Source organism: Streptomyces sp. NPDC091289 (assembly GCF_044757365.1).
GTDB lineage: Bacteria > Actinomycetota > Actinomycetes > Streptomycetales > Streptomycetaceae > Streptomyces.
The window spans coordinates 110,802-126,911 of the sequence record NZ_JBIVUT010000008.1 but is presented as its reverse complement, the minus strand read 5'-3'; the positions used below and the strand labels follow the sequence as shown (position 1 = coordinate 126,911).

17 protein-coding genes are annotated in these 16,110 nt (G+C 71.7%); 13 read left to right on the top strand and 4 right to left on the bottom strand.

All coding sequences use genetic code 11. The features are described from left to right. Positions 1–429 precede the first annotated feature (429 nt). Genes ACIQPT_RS12715 through ACIQPT_RS12695 form a run of 5 tightly spaced genes read left to right on the top strand, consistent with a single transcriptional unit; the run spans position 430 to position 4,448 of the window. Positions 430–1,932, top strand: coding sequence for an MFS transporter (locus ACIQPT_RS12715; protein ID WP_401155572.1), 1,503 nt, complete (start codon positions 430–432; stop codon positions 1,930–1,932). Positions 1,933–1,988: 56 nt separating this feature from the next. Then, complete coding sequence (locus tag ACIQPT_RS12710; RefSeq protein WP_401155350.1) at positions 1,989–2,894, top strand: hypothetical protein; 906 nt, start codon at positions 1,989–1,991, stop codon at positions 2,892–2,894. A 40-nt stretch (positions 2,895–2,934) separates the two neighbouring features. Continuing rightward, positions 2,935–3,735 carry an alpha/beta fold hydrolase gene (locus tag ACIQPT_RS12705; RefSeq protein ID WP_401155348.1) on the top strand — a complete coding sequence of 267 codons (801 nt, stop codon included), beginning with the start codon at positions 2,935–2,937 and terminating at the stop codon, positions 3,733–3,735. Positions 3,736–3,768: 33 nt separating this feature from the next. After that, complete coding sequence (locus tag ACIQPT_RS12700) at positions 3,769–4,062, top strand: ArsR/SmtB family transcription factor (protein ID WP_401155347.1); 294 nt, start codon at positions 3,769–3,771, stop codon at positions 4,060–4,062. After that, positions 4,059–4,448: a VOC family protein gene (locus tag ACIQPT_RS12695; protein WP_401155346.1), complete on the top strand. Its 390-nt coding sequence runs from the start codon at positions 4,059–4,061 to the stop codon at positions 4,446–4,448. The genes ACIQPT_RS12700 and ACIQPT_RS12695 overlap by 4 nt, the downstream gene beginning before the upstream one ends. A 30-nt stretch (positions 4,449–4,478) precedes the next feature. Here ACIQPT_RS12695 and ACIQPT_RS12690 read toward each other — a convergent pair whose 3' ends face one another. Further along, positions 4,479–4,961: a hypothetical protein gene (locus ACIQPT_RS12690; protein ID WP_401155345.1), complete on the bottom strand. Its 483-nt coding sequence runs from the start codon at positions 4,959–4,961 to the stop codon at positions 4,479–4,481. Positions 4,962–5,392: 431 nt separating this feature from the next. Further along, the gene (locus tag ACIQPT_RS12685; RefSeq protein WP_401155343.1) at positions 5,393–5,965 is read right to left on the bottom strand and encodes an ATP-binding protein; all 573 of its coding nucleotides are present in this window, start codon (positions 5,963–5,965) and stop codon (positions 5,393–5,395) included. Positions 5,966–6,132: 167 nt separating this feature from the next. Between ACIQPT_RS12685 and ACIQPT_RS12680 the strand changes: the two genes are divergently transcribed. The 3 genes from ACIQPT_RS12680 to ACIQPT_RS12670 are packed head-to-tail and all read left to right on the top strand — an operon-like array spanning position 6,133 to position 8,611. Next, a complete protein-coding gene (locus ACIQPT_RS12680) occupies positions 6,133–7,047 on the top strand; it encodes a Scr1 family TA system antitoxin-like transcriptional regulator (protein WP_401155341.1) in 915 nt (304 codons plus the stop codon). Beyond that, positions 7,004–7,129 (top strand): DUF397 domain-containing protein, encoded by a 126-nt coding sequence (locus ACIQPT_RS12675; protein WP_401155339.1) that lies wholly within the window; start codon positions 7,004–7,006, stop codon positions 7,127–7,129. Before ACIQPT_RS12680 ends, ACIQPT_RS12675 begins: the two co-directional genes overlap by 44 nt. Positions 7,130–7,168: 39 nt before the next feature. Next, complete coding sequence (locus tag ACIQPT_RS12670; protein ID WP_401155337.1) at positions 7,169–8,611, top strand: PLP-dependent aminotransferase family protein; 1,443 nt, start codon at positions 7,169–7,171, stop codon at positions 8,609–8,611. Between the two features lie 13 nt (positions 8,612–8,624). On the opposite strand, the gene ACIQPT_RS12665 is transcribed toward ACIQPT_RS12670, so the two are convergent. Further along, positions 8,625–9,617, bottom strand: a complete 993-nt coding sequence (locus ACIQPT_RS12665) for an aldo/keto reductase (protein WP_401155335.1) — start codon at positions 9,615–9,617, stop codon at positions 8,625–8,627. Between the two features lie 543 nt (positions 9,618–10,160). On the opposite strand from ACIQPT_RS12665, the gene ACIQPT_RS12660 reads away from it, so the two are divergent. The 5 genes from ACIQPT_RS12660 to ACIQPT_RS12640 all read left to right on the top strand — a co-directional run bounded on the left by ACIQPT_RS12660 (position 10,161) and on the right by ACIQPT_RS12640 (position 14,816). Further along, on the top strand, positions 10,161–12,101 hold the full coding sequence (locus ACIQPT_RS12660) for an ATP-binding protein (protein WP_401155333.1): 1,941 nt from the start codon (positions 10,161–10,163) through the stop codon (positions 12,099–12,101). Positions 12,102–12,186: 85 nt separating this feature from the next. Next, complete coding sequence (locus ACIQPT_RS12655) at positions 12,187–12,603, top strand: roadblock/LC7 domain-containing protein (RefSeq protein ID WP_401155331.1); 417 nt, start codon at positions 12,187–12,189, stop codon at positions 12,601–12,603. Next, positions 12,600–12,956 carry a DUF742 domain-containing protein gene (locus tag ACIQPT_RS12650; RefSeq protein WP_401155329.1) on the top strand — a complete coding sequence of 119 codons (357 nt, stop codon included), beginning with the start codon at positions 12,600–12,602 and terminating at the stop codon, positions 12,954–12,956. Before ACIQPT_RS12655 ends, ACIQPT_RS12650 begins: the two co-directional genes overlap by 4 nt. Continuing rightward, positions 12,937–13,551 (top strand): GTP-binding protein, encoded by a 615-nt coding sequence (locus ACIQPT_RS12645; RefSeq protein WP_401155327.1) that lies wholly within the window; start codon positions 12,937–12,939, stop codon positions 13,549–13,551. Before ACIQPT_RS12650 ends, ACIQPT_RS12645 begins: the two co-directional genes overlap by 20 nt. Further along, positions 13,548–14,816, top strand: a complete 1,269-nt coding sequence (locus tag ACIQPT_RS12640) for a cytochrome P450 (protein WP_401155325.1) — start codon at positions 13,548–13,550, stop codon at positions 14,814–14,816. The genes ACIQPT_RS12645 and ACIQPT_RS12640 overlap by 4 nt, the downstream gene beginning before the upstream one ends. A gap of 95 nt (positions 14,817–14,911) precedes the next feature. On the opposite strand, the gene ACIQPT_RS12635 is transcribed toward ACIQPT_RS12640, so the two are convergent. Continuing rightward, positions 14,912–16,063: a cytochrome P450 gene (locus ACIQPT_RS12635; protein ID WP_401155571.1), complete on the bottom strand. Its 1,152-nt coding sequence runs from the start codon at positions 16,061–16,063 to the stop codon at positions 14,912–14,914. Between the last annotated feature and the right edge of the window lie 47 nt (positions 16,064–16,110).

Below are 16,110 nucleotides of genomic sequence, written 5' to 3'. Positions count from 1 at the left end.
TACGCCGTAGCGGCGACGTAGGAACAGGTTAAGGAAATGCCTCCTGCCGCCACGTCCTCCGCCGGGAGGAACAGGCCCTGGCCACGATGAGGGGGCGCCCCCTAGGGGAATCGCCCCCCAGGCGGAGGTGAGGTCAGGGACACCGTTCGGTTCCTGTGGTCCCTCCCCGTCCGGCGCCCTCGGATGAGACAGTGCCCCGGGAGATACGTGCATAGGGAAGGAAACCCGGTGGACGGGACGGACGGCAAGAGCGGCACAGGCGATACGGGCTCCGGCACAGGCGATACCGGCGATACGGGCTCCGGCGCGGGCGATACCGGCTCGGGCGGCACCGGCGCGGGCACGGACCCCGCCCCGGACGGTACGGGCGTCGCACCGCCCGCCGCCCTCACCACCCCCCGCGGCCGCCGCCCCGTCGTGGCGGCCCTCATGCTCTGCATGGCGCTGGCCGCCATCGACGGCACCATCGTGTCCACCGCCGTCCCCCAGATCGTCGGCGACCTCGGCGGGTTCACCGTCTTCTCCTGGCTCTTCTCCGGCTATCTGCTGGCCGTCACCGTCACGCTCCCCCTGTACGGGAAGCTCTCCGACACCTTCGGCCGCAAGCCGGTCCTGATCGCCGGGATCATCCTGTTCCTGATCGGGTCCGTCCTCTGCGCGGCCGCCTGGAACATGGCCGCGCTCATCGCCTTCCGCGTCGTCCAGGGCCTGGGCGGCGGGGCGCTCCAGGGCACGGTCCAGACCATCGCGGCCGACCTCTACCCGCTGAAGGAACGCCCGCGTATCCAGGCCAAGTTGTCGACGGTGTGGGCCACCTCCGCGGTCGCCGGACCGGTGGCCGGCGGGCTGCTCGCCGGGTACGCCGACTGGCGGTGGATCTTCCTGATCAACCTCCCGGTCGGGGCCGTCGCCCTCTGGCTGGTCGTCCGCCACCTCCACGAACCCTCCCGCCCCCGCCCCGCCACCCGGCCCCGCGTCGACTGGGCGGGCGCGCTCGCCGTCTTCGCGACCGGCACCCTGCTGCTCACGGCGCTCGTGCAGGGCGGCGTCGCCTGGCCCTGGCTCTCGGCGCCCTCGCTCGGCCTGTTCGGGATCAGCGCGGTGCTGGCGGGGCTGACCGTCGTGATCGAACGGCGGGCGGCGGAGCCGATCATCCCGGGCTGGGTGTGGCGGCGGCGCACCATCGCCTCGGTCAACCTGGCGCTCGGCGCGATGGGCCTGCTGATGGTCGCGCCGACCGTCTTCCTGCCCACGTACGCCCAGTCGGTGCTGGGGCTCGGCCCGATAGCCGCCGGGTTCGTGCTCTCCGTGATGACGCTGAGCTGGCCCGTCTCGGCGGCCCTGTCCGACCGGGTCTACAACCGCATCGGCTTCCGGCTCACCGCGATCATCGGCATGAGCGCCGCCCTGCTGGTCCTGCTGGCCTTCCCCCTCCTCCCCTACCCCGGCGAGCCCTGGCACCCGGCCCTCCTGATGCTCCTGCTCGGCGCGGCCCTCGGCCTCTTCCAGCTCCCGCTGATCGTGGGCGTCCAGTCGACGGTCGGCTGGGCGGAGCGCGGTACGACGACGGCGTCGGTCCTCTTCTGCCGCCAGGTCGGCCAGAGCATCGGCGCGGCGGTCTTCGGGGCCGTCGCCAACGGCGTCCTGGCCGCCCGCCTCCTGGACGCCCCGGTGACCGGCCTCCCCGACGACCTGGACGCGGTGTCCCGCGCCCTGGGCGACCCGGGCTCGCTCTCCGCGGCGGCGACGGACTATCTGCGCCGGGCGGTCGACGCGGCGGTCGATTACGTCTACATCGGGGCCGCCGGAGCCGCGGCCCTGGCCCTGCTCGCCCTGATCACCCTCGCCCCGCGCCGCTTCCCGGTCATCACCGAAGCCCCGGCCGCCCCCGAGTCCACCGGGGCGGCCGACCGGCAGAACACGCCATCGTGAAAGCTGGGGGCCCGACCGCCGCGGAAGCCCGACGCACCCCGAAGGACGACGAGACGATGACGAACACGAACGCGACCACGAAGACGAGGACGATGACGCTCCGGGAGGAGTTCGACGTGTCCGTGCTGCGGCGGACCCACCCGCGCGTCCTGCGCCACCGGCTGGAGATCCTGACCCGTGTGGACGGCCGCGAGCCGGCCACCGCCGACGGGGTCACGCACCTCGGCTTCGCCAACGGCGACGGCGACACCGTCAACGCCTGGCTGGCCGCCGACGGCCGCGCGCTGGTGGTGACGTTCGACCGCACCAGCGCGCTCGGCACACCCGATGACGCCCGCTCGCACGCCGCGCTGTACGACGGCGTACCGCCGGACCTCCTCGCCCTGGTACGCGACGTGCCCGGCACGGACACCACGCCCACGGCCCCGCACCCCGACGGCGGCACCCTGGCAGCGGCCACCGGCGTCTTCCACTTCTCGGGCCCCTGCGCCATGGCGGACGGCCTGGTGACCCGCCTGCGGGAAGCCGGCCTCGGCATCGAGGACACCGGGGTCGGCAGGCTGCTGGACGGCTTCCTCACGCCGGCGGACTTCACCCCGGCCACGGTCGCGGAGGCGGCGGGGTGGTGGAGTGCCGAGGACATCGCGAGGGGTTTCGCCGCGTCCGCCGAGACCGCGGCGCCGGAAGGGGAGCAGTCCGCGACCGCGCCGGACGACCGGAAGGCGGTGGACCGCTTCTGCGCGATCTGGGCCGACACCGGCTACAACGACCGCTGGGACGTGCACTACGTCCTCTTCGACGGCTACGCCCTCGACGAGGACACCGAACTCCGCGACGAGCTGCTGGAGTTGGTCCGGACCCTGGGCCTGGAGCGCGTCGACACCCCGCCGGGAGCGGCGGACGGTGAGGTGTGGGTCCGCACGGACCCCCGCATCGACGCCGAACTCGAGAACTGGGCGTAGGACCGGGCACAGGAACGGGCGCAAGGGAGGGACGATCCACATGCCGCACACGACGACACCCGACGGGGTCGACATCGCCTACCAGGTCCGGGGCGAAGGGGCTGCGCCGCCGCTGGTCCTGCTGGCCGGCCAGGCGAACAACCACCACTGGTGGGACGGCGTACGCGACGACTTCCATGCCGCCCGCAGCACCATCACGCTCGACCACCGGGGTACGGGGCGGAGCGGCAAGCCCGACGAGCCGTACAGCACCGAGCTCTTCGCCCGGGACGTGATCGCGGTACTCGACGACCTCGGCGTCGACCGCGCCGATGTCTACGGAACGTCCATGGGCGGCCGCGTCGCCCAGCAGCTCGCGGCCCGCCACCCGGACCGGGTGCGCGCCCTCGTCCTCGGGTGCACGTCGCCCGGCGGGCCGCACGCCGTCGAACGTACCGCCGAGGTGCGCAGGTCGCTGATCCAGACGCGGCCGGGTGCGGCGCGGCAGGCCCTGCTGGACCTGATGTACACCCCGGCCTGGCAGGCGGCGAACCCCGGCCCGTACCGGACGCTCGGCGACCCGGGGATGCCCGCGTACGCCCAACGGCGCCACCTGGTGGCCGGCAACCAGCACGACGCGTGGGAGCTGCTGCCCGGGATCGGCGCACCCACCCTGGTCGTGCACGGCACCGACGACCTGCTCAACCCCACCACCAACGCGCCCTTGCTCGCGGACCGCATCCCCGGCGCCCGGCTGCACCTGATCCCCGGAGCGCGGCACGCCTACTTCGAGGAGTTCCGGGCGGTCGCGAGCCCGCTCGTCCTGGACTTCCTCACCACGGCCGGTCCCACCCCGCCTTGATAGGCAAGTCACTACTTGCCTATCGTGGGGGTCATGGCGGAAGATGTCTTCAAGGCCCTGGCCGACCCCACCCGGCGGCGCATCCTCGACGAGCTGACCGACCGGAACGGCCAGACACTGTTCGAGATATGCGGACGGCTGGTGACCAAGCACGGCCTCGGGCTGTCCCGGCAGGCGGTCAGCCAGCATCTGGCCGTCCTGGAGTCGGCGGGCCTGGTCGTCACACGCCGCGAGGGCCGCTACAAGTTCCACGACCTCGACACCGAACCCCTTGAGCACATCGTCAGCCGATGGCTCGGGCCGAAAGCACCGGAGAGCACCCCATGAGGATCCACGTGACCAGCGTCTTCGTCCACGACCAGGACAAGGCCCTGCGCTTCTACACGGACGTGCTGGGCTTCGAGAAGAAGCACGACGTGCCGCTCGGCGGCGAGAACCGCTGGCTGACCGTGGTCTCCCCGGAGGACCCCGACGGCACCGAGCTCCTCCTCGAACCCGACAAGCACCCCGCCGTGAAGCCGTACACGACGGCCCTGGTCGAGGACGGCATCCCGGCCGCCTCCTTCATCGTGGACGACGTCTACGCGGAGTTCGAGCGGCTCGGCAAGCTCGGCGTCCGCTTCACCCAGGACCCGCTGGACCTGGGCAGCGTCGCCACCGCCGTCCTGGACGACACCTGCGGCAACCTGATCCAGATCATGCACACCTCCTGACGCCGCAGCCCAGGGAGGCGGTGGCCGCCCTCAGGAGTTCGGGTAGGTGAAGCAGACCAGGATCGTGCGGTTGGCGACCACCAGGGACCAGTACGTGCGCCGGTCGGACGAACCTTTCCTGCAGTGCGCGGAGCCGGCGTTCGGCGGGGCTCGGTAGACGCCGGAGACGGCCAGGACATGGTCGTACGGTCGGGGTACGCGCTCGGCCCCGCAGTCGACGGCGGTGGTGGTGCCCAGAGACATGCCGTCACTGGTCTCGTTGGCGAGGATGCAGTACCGGTCCACCCAGACCCGTTCCAGGCAGAGCGTCGTGGTCCCTGTCGCGCGCGAGTAGTGACGCCAGGACGTGCTCCCCCTCCCGGACTCACAGCTGACGCCGCCACCACCGGTCCGCGTCACCTTGAAGAGACCGGCGCGCCGGGAGCCGCAGGAGACCGCGCCGGGCGGTACGTCGACGTTCCAGGCGTTCCCGCGCCCGGTGCGGTGGACGGGCAGGCAGCTTCCCACCCGCACGCGCCGGAACGCCTCCGCCGCAGGGTCACTCTCGGGCGGCGGCTCCACCCCGCCGGACCCACTGCCCCCGTCGTCACCGCCCGAGCCGGAACTCCCGTCGCCGCCGCCCCCACCCCCGCTCCCACCGCCGACGCTGACCTCCACACCGACTTCGAGACCAGGGCCGCCCCCCGAGTCGTCCGCATCGTCGCCGTCCCTCGCGTCCGAGGAACTCGACGGCCGGCCGGAACCCGGGCCCGAGTCCGAGTCCGGGGCGCCACCCCTGCGTCCGGACGCCCCGCACCCGGCCACCGCCAGGATCACGGGCACCAGGAGCCACACCAGCCAGACCCGGGCCGACCATGGACGCGCGCTCTTCATCGAGCCCCCTACTCAGAACAGTGCCCGCCAATATTCCACAGCCGAACGACTAACTCACGTAGCACGTACGTCTATTGAAGTGCGCCCGGCGCACTGGCCTCAGACCGAAAGCGCCCCTGGGGCCGGTCGGCCGCCACCTCCGCCCACACCGTCTTCCCGATCGGGTTCCGGGGCTCCCATCCCCACCGTGACGCCAGGCACTCCACCAGGAACAGGCCACGCCCCGACTCCTGGTCGTCCGGCGGCAGGGCCGGGGCCCCGGGCGTCCGGCCGAGCAGGGCGTCGGAGACCTCGATACGGAAACGGCTCGCGGGCCCTTCGTAGTCCACCCGCACATGGAAGTTCCGCCCCCGCAGCCGCCCGTGGCACACCGCGTTGGCGGCCAGCTCCGCCACCACCAGAGCGACCGAGCACGACGCGTCGCTCATCGGCCCGAACCCCCACTCCCCCAACTGCCGCGCCACGGTGCGGCGGGCGAGCCGGGCCCCTCGGGGCGTGGGCTCGAACTGCCGGGACAGGGAGCCGTATCCGTTGGCGGTCAGCCCGAAGCCGCGCGGGCGGGGCGGGGGCTCTTCCTGCTGACCGGCCTCCTGCTGGCCGGCCTTCGCCGCTTCGATCGTCCTCTTGCCGGTCATGCCGACCATCCGTTCGCTCGACTCTCCTCACGTCACCCACACGTGCGGGTTCCGTGACGTTCCGTACTCAAGAGTCGGCAGTGCGGCCTAGCCTCGGAAGGTGACAGCGCCTTACCTTGCAGGCCGTAAGGAACGGAAGTAGCGCCGTGGCCAAACCCATTGACCCGCAGTCCTCCATGGCTGCGCTCTTCGGATCGCGCGTACGCAAGTTACGTACGGCGGCCGGACTCACCCAGACCGAAGTGGGCACGCTGACGCATGTGGTCGGCAGCCGCATCGCCCAGATCGAGCGCGCGACCGGCGCGAAACCGACCCTGGAGCTGACCCGTGCCCTCGACAGGGAGCTGGTCGCGGACGACCTGCTGATCGACCTGTGGCCGTACGTGTACCGGGAGGCGTATCCGGACTGGTCGCGGGCGTTCATCGCCTATTCCGCCCGCGCGTCGGCGATCCGCGAGTACTCCTCACATGCCGTGCCCGGTCTGCTGCAGACCCCGGAGTACGCGCGGGCCCTGCTGAGCATGGGCCACTCGCTGCGCGACGCCGAACACCTGGAGGAGCGCGTCGCGGCCCGGCTCGATCGCCAGGTGCGGCTGACCGGCCCGGACCGGCCGGAGCTGTGGATCGTCCTCGACGAGGCCGTGCTCCGGCGTCCGGTCGGCGGATCGGCCGTGATGCGCGGCCAGTTGGAGAAGCTGCTCAGGATGGCGGAGGAGCCCAACATCACCGTTCAAGTACTGCCGTTCGACCAGGGCGCGCACGGCGCGCTGGCCGGCTCCCTCACCGTGTTGGTGATGCCGGACGGCACCAGGATCGCCTACACGGAAGGTGCACACCACGGACAGTTGACCGAGGAACCGGACGAGGTCGAACAGTTCGCTCTGACTTACGATCAACTCAGGGCGATGGCACTGCCACCACTGATGTCGCTCGACCTGATCCGATCCGTGCTGGAGGTTGATTACCGTGCAGGGAGCATCCCGTCCCGATCTGACCGCCGCCGCTTGGCGCAGCAGCAGCTACAGCAACGAGGAGGGCGGCAACTGCGTGCAGGTGGCCGACGGATTCCCCGGAGTCGTCCCCGTCCGTGACAGCAAGAACCCCACCGGCCCGGCCCTGATCCTCCCCGCCACCGCCTGGGCCGCCTTCATCGACTCCGTAACCGCCGCATAGCTCCGCACACCCGCCCCCACGCGACGTTCGAGAACCGACATGACGACCGACCGTGAGCGGACCGGGCCCGCGTGGGGGACCTTCCTGGAGCTGGAGTCCCCCGGTGAGGGGCCGCTCCACACCCGCCTGACCCGGGCGCTGCGCACCGCCGTCACCAGCGGGCGTCTCGCCCCGGGCAGCACCCTCCCGGCGAGCCGGGTCCTCGCGGCGGATCTGCGGTGCTCGCGGTGGGTGGTGACCGAGGCGTACGCCCAACTCGTCGCCGAGGGCTACTTCGAGGCCCGCAGCGGCTCGGCCACGCGGGTGCGGACCTCGACCGGCGGCTCCGTACGCGGTGCGGCGCGGGAGGGCGGGGACCGCTGGACACCACGGTTCGATCTGCTGCCGGGCGTCCCCGACCTGCGGGCGTTCCCGCGTAAGCGCTGGGCCGACATGGTGCGCGCGGCGGCCACCGAGCTGACCTGGGACGAGCTGGGCTATCCCGATGCGGCGGGGCTGCCACGGCTGCGCCGGCAGCTCGCCTCCTATCTCGCGCGCGGGCGCGGCGCGCGGGTGGAGCCCGGACAACTCATCGTCTGCGCGGGCACGTTGGACGCGGTCATGCGGCTGTGCCGGGGCCTGCGGGCCGCCGGGCACACCCACGTGGCGGTCGAGGACCCGGGCTGGACGCAACTCCGCCTCACCGTGGCCGCGTCCGGGCTGACCCCCGTGGCGATACCGGTCGACGAGCACGGGCTGCGCGTGAGCCTCCTGCGCCGGGCCACCGCCGTCCGGGCCGTGATCGTGGCCCCCGCCCACCAGTTCCCCACCGGCGTCGTCCTCGCCCCCGCCCGCCGCGCCGAACTCGCCGACTGGGCCCGGGAGGTGGACGGCCTGGTCATGGAGGACGACTACGACGCCGAGTTCCGCTACGACCGCCACCCCGTGGGCGCGTTGCAGGGGGTCGCGCCGGAGCATGTCGCCCTGCTCGGTTCGCTCAGCAAGACGCTCTCCCCGGCCGTACGCCTGGGCTGGATCGCCGCTCCCGAACAGTGGACCGATGCCCTGACGGCGAAGGACACCGGAGGCAGCCCGCCACCGGTCATCGACCAGGACGCCTTCACCCGCTTCGTCGCCTCCGGCTCGTACGACCGTCACCTCCGGGCCTCGCGCCTGCGCTACAAACGCCGCCGCGACCACCTGCTCCGCGAACTCGAAGCCCGGCTGCCGGGACAGCCCGTCGGCGGGGCCGCCGCCGGATTCCACCTGCTGCTCCCCCTGAAGGACTGCCCGGCGGGCGCGGTGGTGGAGGAGGCGGCGCGGGCGGACGTGCGCCTGGCGAGCCTGGACGACTACCGCGCGGCCCCGGGCGCGGCGAGTACGCCGACGGCTTCCACCCTCGTCGTCGGCTACGGGAACCTCACCGACCAGGCGGTACCGGGCGCGGCCCAGCGCCTCGCCCACGCCGTCGAACGCGTACGGGCCGGAGGGCACGGCCGCTGAGCGCGGCCGTCCGTCAGCCGGCGGCCGGGGCGAGGGCGGCCGTGTCCAGGCGGTCCTTCAGCTCCCCCGGCAGCTCAAGATCCACCGCCCCCAGGATCTCGTCCAACTGCTCCACCGAACTCGCCCCCACGATCGGGATCACCGGCGGGTCACCGGCCATCAGCCAGGCCAGCACCACCTGGTTGACGCTCGCCCCCAGTACGTCGGCCACCTCACCGAGCACCGCGAGGCGCCGCACGCTGCCCGGGTGGTCGTACGCCTCCGGCAGCGACTTGTCCGGCCGCGTGTAGGCGCCCGAGATCAGCGACGAGTACACCATCAGCGTCATGTCGGCCTCACCCCGCACATAGTCGAGCAGCTCCCGCGTGACGTGCACGTGGCCGGTCTCCGGGAGGCCCAGGTCGAAGCGCGGCTGGAGGTAGGAGTAGCGCTGCTGGACGCAGGTGTAGGGGGTCATCCCGCCCGCGCGGGCCGTCGCCCGGGCCCGCTCGGTCAGCCAGGTGGCGTGGTTCGAGCAGCCGAGCACCGCCGTCTTCCCCTCCCTGACCAGCGCGTCGAACGCCTCGACGGTCTCCTCCAACGGGACGGTCCGGTCCTCGATATGGGACCAGTACACATCGATCCGGTCCGTGCCGAGGCGTCGCAGGCTGTCCTCCGCCGCCTTGCGGACGACGGGCCCCGACAGTCCCTCGGCCGTCTCCAGACCCGTACCGGGGACGGTGGGGCGCGCGCCCGTCTTGGTGGAGATCAGCACCTCGTCGCGGAGGGCCGGGCCCCGGGCGGCCAGCCACCGGCCGATGGTGGCCTCGCTCTCGTCCCCGGTCCCGCCGGGCGCCCAGAACGCGTAGTTGTTGGCGGTGTCGAGGAGGGTGCCGCCCGCCTCCACGAACCGGTCCAGGATGGCGAAGGACGTCTCCTCGTCGACCGTCGTGCCGAAGGGCAGCGTGCCCAGGGACAGGGCACTGGCCAGAGGACCGGCGGGTCCTCCGATACGGCGTCGCAGCATGCGGAACTCCTCGGCACAGGGGCCACCACCGAAGGGGGCCCGCTCTCGCGCCGGGCGGGCGCCCGGCGGAACAGGCATCACCGTAGGCACCGAACGGCTCGTGATCCCGGGCCAATTCGGCGGCGATAAACCGGACCGCTTGCGAGCGTGCGAATGACCCGACGAGGCGTGAGGAAGCGTGAGGAAGCTTTTCGGATTGACTGAAAAGGATTCCTCCACACGCGTTATTTCCGCTTCACCGCTCGTATCGTCGGCGGCCGACAAGCGAAGCCGTACACGTCGCCGCTCACTCCACCGGTCAGGTCACGGCTTCACCTCGCGAGTACCACAACGGCCTTTGCCCACCGGCCGCTTCTCGACAAAATCACTCTGCCTACGGACTATGCCGCTCACCGGATCATCCGGTGCATCAGGATGTCTACGATGAGGTCGCTCCTTGCCGGGAAACGGTTGCTTCCGCTTTCCCCCGATTCACCAAGGTGATCTGCACCTTCTCGGAGCGGCCGCACACCTTCTGCTCGGTAGAACTGAGGGACCGCATCCATGGCAAAACCCGTACCGGCCAGTCAGCGGCGCCAGACGAACGCACCGAAGGCGGCGATAGCACCGCTTGTCGCGGTGGTGTCGGTGAGCGCCGTCGCCGGAGCCGTGGCCGTGGCTCTGGCGCCTTCGGCGGCGCGCGGCTGGGCGGTGGCGGTGGTGGTCACCGCCTGGGTGGTCCTGGCCGTCACGCTCGCCGCCGCCCATCAGGTCACGCGGCGGACGCTGCGCACGGCCTCGGCGCAGACGGCGGAGGCCGACCGGCTCAAGGCCTCGCTGTCCGCTCTCGAAACGGACACGGCGCACACCGCCGACGTCGCGCTGCCCGCGCTGATCAGACTGGTACGCGGCGGCTGGAAGGCCGCCGACGCCCTCGGCCAGATTCCCTTGCCGCGCAGCCCGCGCCAGCGCAAACTGCTGCACGTCCTCGCGACCACGGTCGAGGAGCAGGAGCGGCAGACCGCCGCGCTGCGGACCGAGAGCGCGCGGTTCCGCGAGGAGTCCGAAGCGCTCACCGCGCGCCTCCGCGAGGAACTGCACACCCTGACCTCCGAGCTGGAGCGCTTCGGCCGCGCAACGCTGCCGACCGTCACCGCCCGGCTCCGCGAGGGCGAGTCCGGCGCCACCGTGCGGGCCGAGGTGGAGCTGCCCGAACAGCCGGTCCTGCGCGCCCCGTTCGAAGAGGTGCTCCGCGAGCTCGCGCTCAGCGAGCGCCGTGCGCTCGCGGCGACGACCGCGTCGGCCAAGGCGCTCAGCCGGGTCCAGGCGAAATCCGTCAGCATGCTCGCCGACCTGCGCGGCATGCAGGAACGTCACGGCGAAGAGGTGTTCGGTGATCTGCTGAAGCTGGACCACAGCACGTCGCAGCTCGGCCTGATGACGGACCGGCTGGCCCTGCTGATGGGCGGGCGGCCCAGCCGCGCCTGGAACCGGCCCATCGTCATGGAGAGCATCCTGCGGGGCGCGGTCGGCCGCATCGCCGCCTACCAGCGCGTACGGCTGCACTGCTCGTCCAGCGTCTCCATCTCCGGCTTCGCCGCCGAGGGCGTCATGCATCTGCTCGCCGAACTGATGGACAACGCCGCGAACTTCTCGCCGCCCATCGACGAGGTGCACGTCTACGTCGAGGAGCGCGGCACCGGCATCGTCGTCACCATCGAGGACAGCGGTCTGAAGATGGCCGACGCGGCGATGCGACGCGCGGCGGACTCCGTCGCCGGGCGGATGACCGACCTCGCGACCCTCCAGGGCACGCGCCTGGGCCTCGCGGTCGTGGGACGGCTCGCGCTCAAGCACCGGATCAGCGTCAACTACCGGCCGTCCTCGCGCGGCGGCACCGGCGTGGTGGTCCTGCTGCCGAGGCATCTGATCGCGCAGGAGCCTCGCGACAACCATCAGGCGCTGGGTCACCGGGGTGCCACCACCAATCCCGCCACTACCGCCACTCCCGTCGCCCCTGCCACGCCCGCAGTGCCCGCGACGCCTGCCACGCCCGCGACGCCTGCGGCGGCCGCAGCGGAGCCGTCCGTGCCCGCCACGCCCGCCCCCGTAACGCCCTCCGTGCAGGAGCCCGCCGCACCCGCCGTGCCTGCCGCCGAACCCCCGGCGGCACCGCTCCCCGCCACGGCGGACGAGCCCCTCGTGGTCCGGCCACGGCGCGAGCCGGAGCCCGAGCGCGGGGCCACCGCGCCGGCGGCCGGTTCGACCCCCGGCGGCCTGCCCGTACGCACCCCCGGCCGCACCATGGCGGAGGCGGAGCGCGGCCGCCACCGGGGCTCGCCCGCGCCCGCCGCTCCGGCGGAACCGCGGGGCGACACACCACGGACCTCGCCGCCCCGCAGCGCGGGACAGGCGTTCGGCGCCTTCCACCGCGGCCGGCGGTCCCAGGGCAGGCCCGGGGGACCGGCCGACGACCCGACCGCACCGCCGACCACCGCTCCTTAACTCGCTCGCACGCTCGCTCGAACATCCGAGATTGGAGGTACGGGACGTCGGCCGGTCCCCCGGCGCCACGGTCCCGTCACTCATCATGCAGACCACAGACAACAGCCTCACCTGGCTCCTGCAGAGGCTGCTCGAGCAGACCCCCGGTACCCGGCACGCCCTGGCCCTGTCCCGCGACGGGCTCAAGCTCTGCTGGACCGAGCACCTCACCCTCGACCAGGCCGATCAGCTCGCGGCCATCTGCTCGGGCATGCAGGCGCTCGCGCAGGGCGCGTCCATCGAGTTCGGTGACGGCTCCGGCGGCGTACGGCACTCGATGACGGAGTTCCACGGCGGTCTGCTCTTCATCGTCGAGGCCGGTGAGGGCGCGCATCTCGCCGTCGTCGCCGCCGAGGACGCCGACCCCACCGTGGTGGGCCACCAGATGACGCGGATGGTCGAGCAGATCGGCGAACACCTGCACGCCGCACCACGCGGCGAGGGGCGAGGGAGCGGGTCATGACCCTCCGTCCCGTCGACACCGGAGCCCCCGACCGGCTCTACACGGTCACCGGCGGCCGCAGCCGCTCCGCGGACTCCTTCGATCTGGTGACCCTCGTGGTCAGCGAGTGCCGGCCCACCGCCGGGATGCAGTCGGAGCACGCGCGGATCCTCGACCTGTGCCGCCATCCGACCGCCGTCGTCGAGATCGCCGCCGAACTCTCGCTGCCCGTCACCGTGGTGCGCATCCTGCTCGACGACCTCCACGCCATGGGCCGGATCACCGCCCGCCACCCCCGTACGGCCGCCTCGCCCACCGCGCTCCCCGACTCCGAACTGCTGAAGGAGGTGCTCCATGGACTCCGTAAGCTCTGAGCTGCCGGGCGAGCGCACGCCGCTGTCCGACGCCGCGGAGACCGGCCTCAAGATAGTCGTCGTCGGAGGGTTCGGCGTAGGCAAGACCACGCTCGTCCGCTCGGTGAGCGAGATCCGGCCGCTGAACACCGAAGAGGTCATGACGCAGGCGGGCGTCGGCGTCGACGAGACGGACGGCGTGGACGCCAAGACGACCACCACGGTCGCCTTCGACTTCGGACGCATCAGCCTCAACGAGCGCATCGTGCTCTACCTGTTCGGCGCCCCGGGCCAGGAACGCTTCTGGTTCCTGTGGGACCGGCTGTTCTCCGGCACGCTCGGCGCGGTGGTCCTCGTGGACACGCGCCGGATGGACGACTCCTGGTACGCGATCGACCGGCTGGAACACCACGGCACACCGTTCGTGGTGGCGGTCAACCGCTTCGACGACGACCTCGCCCACTCCCTCGACGAGATCCGTAAAGCCCTGGCGCTGCCCGATCACATCCCGATGGTCGACTGCGACGCCCGGGTCCGGCGGTCCAGCAAGAACGTACTGATCACGCTCGTCGACCATCTGCGCACGATGGCCATCGCCCGGGAGACGACACCATGAGCACCTCCAACCCCTCCTCCAGCCCCTCCTTCACTACCGACGCCGGCTGCCCGGTCGGCCACGGTGCGGTGCGCCTCTCCGGAACCTCCTACCAGCAGACGCCGACCGACCTCTACCGCTCGCTGCGGCGGGAGCACGGCGCGGTCGCGCCGATCCTGCTCGACGGTGACGTTCCGGCCTGGCTGGTGCTCGGTTACGCCGAACTGTCCTACGTCGCCACACACGACGAACTGTTCGCACGGGACTCGCGCCGCTGGAACCAGTGGGACACCATTCCGCCGGACTGGCCGCTGCTGCCGTTCGTGGGCTATCAGCCGTCGGTGCTCTTCACGGAAGGCGACGAGCACCGGCGACGGGCCGGGGTCATCACCGAAGCACTGGAAGGCGTCGACCAGTTCGAGCTGGCCCGCGACTGCCGGCGCATCGCCGACCAGCTCATCGCGGAGTTCGCCGGAAGCGGCCGCACGGAGCTGATGAGCGGCTACGTCCACGCCCTGCCGATGCGGGCCGTGGTCCAGATGTGCGGCATGCCGGTGTCGGGGGCCGACACCCAGCAGTTGGTGGACGATCTGCGGATCTCGCTCGACGCGGGTGAGGGGGACGATCCGGTGGCGGCGTACGGACGCGTCGGCGACCGGCTGCGCCAACTGGTCAAGGACAAGCGGGCGTCCCCCGGACCCGATGTCACCTCCCGCATGGTGACGCACGGGGCCGGCCTCACGGACGAGGAGATCGTCCAGGACCTGATCTCGGTGATCGCCGCCGCCCAGCAGCCGACCGCGAACTGGATCTGCAACACGCTGCGGCTGCTGCTGACCGACGAACGCTTCGCGGTGAACGTCTCCGGCGGCCGGCTCAGCGTCGGCGAGGCGCTCAACGAGGTGCTGTGGCTGGACACCCCGACGCAGAACTTCATCGGCCGGTGGGCCGTACGGGACACCCAGCTCGGCGGCCGGAACATCCGGTCGGGCGACTGCCTGGTCCTGGGGCTCGCGGCGGCCAACACCGACCCGGAGATCTGGCCGGAGTCGTACGTCGGCGCCGAGAACTCCGCCCATCTGTCCTTCAGCGCCGGCGAACACCGCTGCCCCTACCCCGCACCGCTGCTGGCCGACGTGATGGCCCGTACGGCGGTGGAGACCCTGCTGGAACAGCTGCCGGACCTGATGCTGGCGGTCGAGCCGACGGAGCTCACCTGGCGTCCGTCGGTCTGGATGCGCGGACTGGCCGCGCTGCCGGTCCGGTTCAGCCCGATGGCGCAGTAGCGCGGCACCGGGGCGAGCGGCCGGGGCGGTTGGCCGGGGCGAGTGGCCGGGGCGGGCCGAAGCCCCGGCCACTCGGAGAGTCGGCGGCGTTCGGGTCAGCCGGACACCGGCGTGAAGCGGACCGGCAGCCTCTGCGGCCCTCGGGTGAAGACACCGTGCTCGACCGGTTCGAAGCCGTCGGCCGGCCGCAGATCCGGCATGGCGTCCAGCAACTGGCCCACACCGACCTCCACTTCGGCCTTGGCCAGCAGAGCACCGACGCAGAAGTGCCGGCCGAGCGCGAAGGCGAGATGATCGGCCGCCGCCGAGAAGGCGTTCGTGGCGGTCAGGTCCTCGCGGAAGATGTCGAAGGCGTCAGGGTTTCCGTAGCGGTCCTCGTCACGGTTGGCGGCGCCTATCAGGCAGGTCACCGTGGCGCCCGCCGGTATGGTGCCGCCGCTCAGCTCCACCTCCGTCGCCGACTGGCGCATGATCATGTGCACCGGCGGTGTGTAGCGCAGGGTCTCGGCGAAGGCGCGGGCGATCAGGCTCCGGTCGGCGCGGACCGCCGCCAACTGCTCGGGGTGGGCCAGCAGATTGGCGAAGATACCGGCGATGGCCTTGTCGGTGGTCTCCCCGCCGGCCGCCAGCAGCAGACTGCAGAACGCCTTGACGTCCTCGTCGCTCATCCGGACCCCGTCGACCTCCGCGGTGCACAGCGCCGACAACAGATCGTCCCCGGGCGCTTCCCGCCGCTTCCGGATGATCGGCAGCATGTACTCGGCGAACTCGACGCGGGTACGTTCACCCGCCCGCGCCACGTCCTGATCGCCCGAGAGATTGCCGAGAAAAGCGATAACAGCGGTGTACCAGCCGTGAAAGCGCTCATGGTCGGATTTGTCCAGCCCGAGCATGTCCGCAATGACGTTCACGGGAAAACGGGTGGCGTAGTCGGCGACCAGATCGGCGGAACCGGAGTCACGGAACCCGTCGATCAATTCGCGTGAATTGCGCTCGATGACCGGTAAGAACTTGTCCCGCAGCTCGCCACCCCGGAAGGCGGGCGCGACCAGCGCCCGGCGCACCGCGTGTTCGCGCCCGCTGAGCTGGAGTATCGTCCGCCCGTGCACGGGCTCGATCTGCCAGTCGTAGTTCTCGGTGGTGAATTCACCGGCTTTGTCCTTGAAAACGCGCTCGACGTCCTCATAACGGGAGACGATGTAACTCCGGGTCGCTTCGTGCCACAGGAGCGGCGTGTCCTGACGCATCCGGCGATACGCCCGATACGGGTCTCTCTCGAACTCGGGCGACAAAA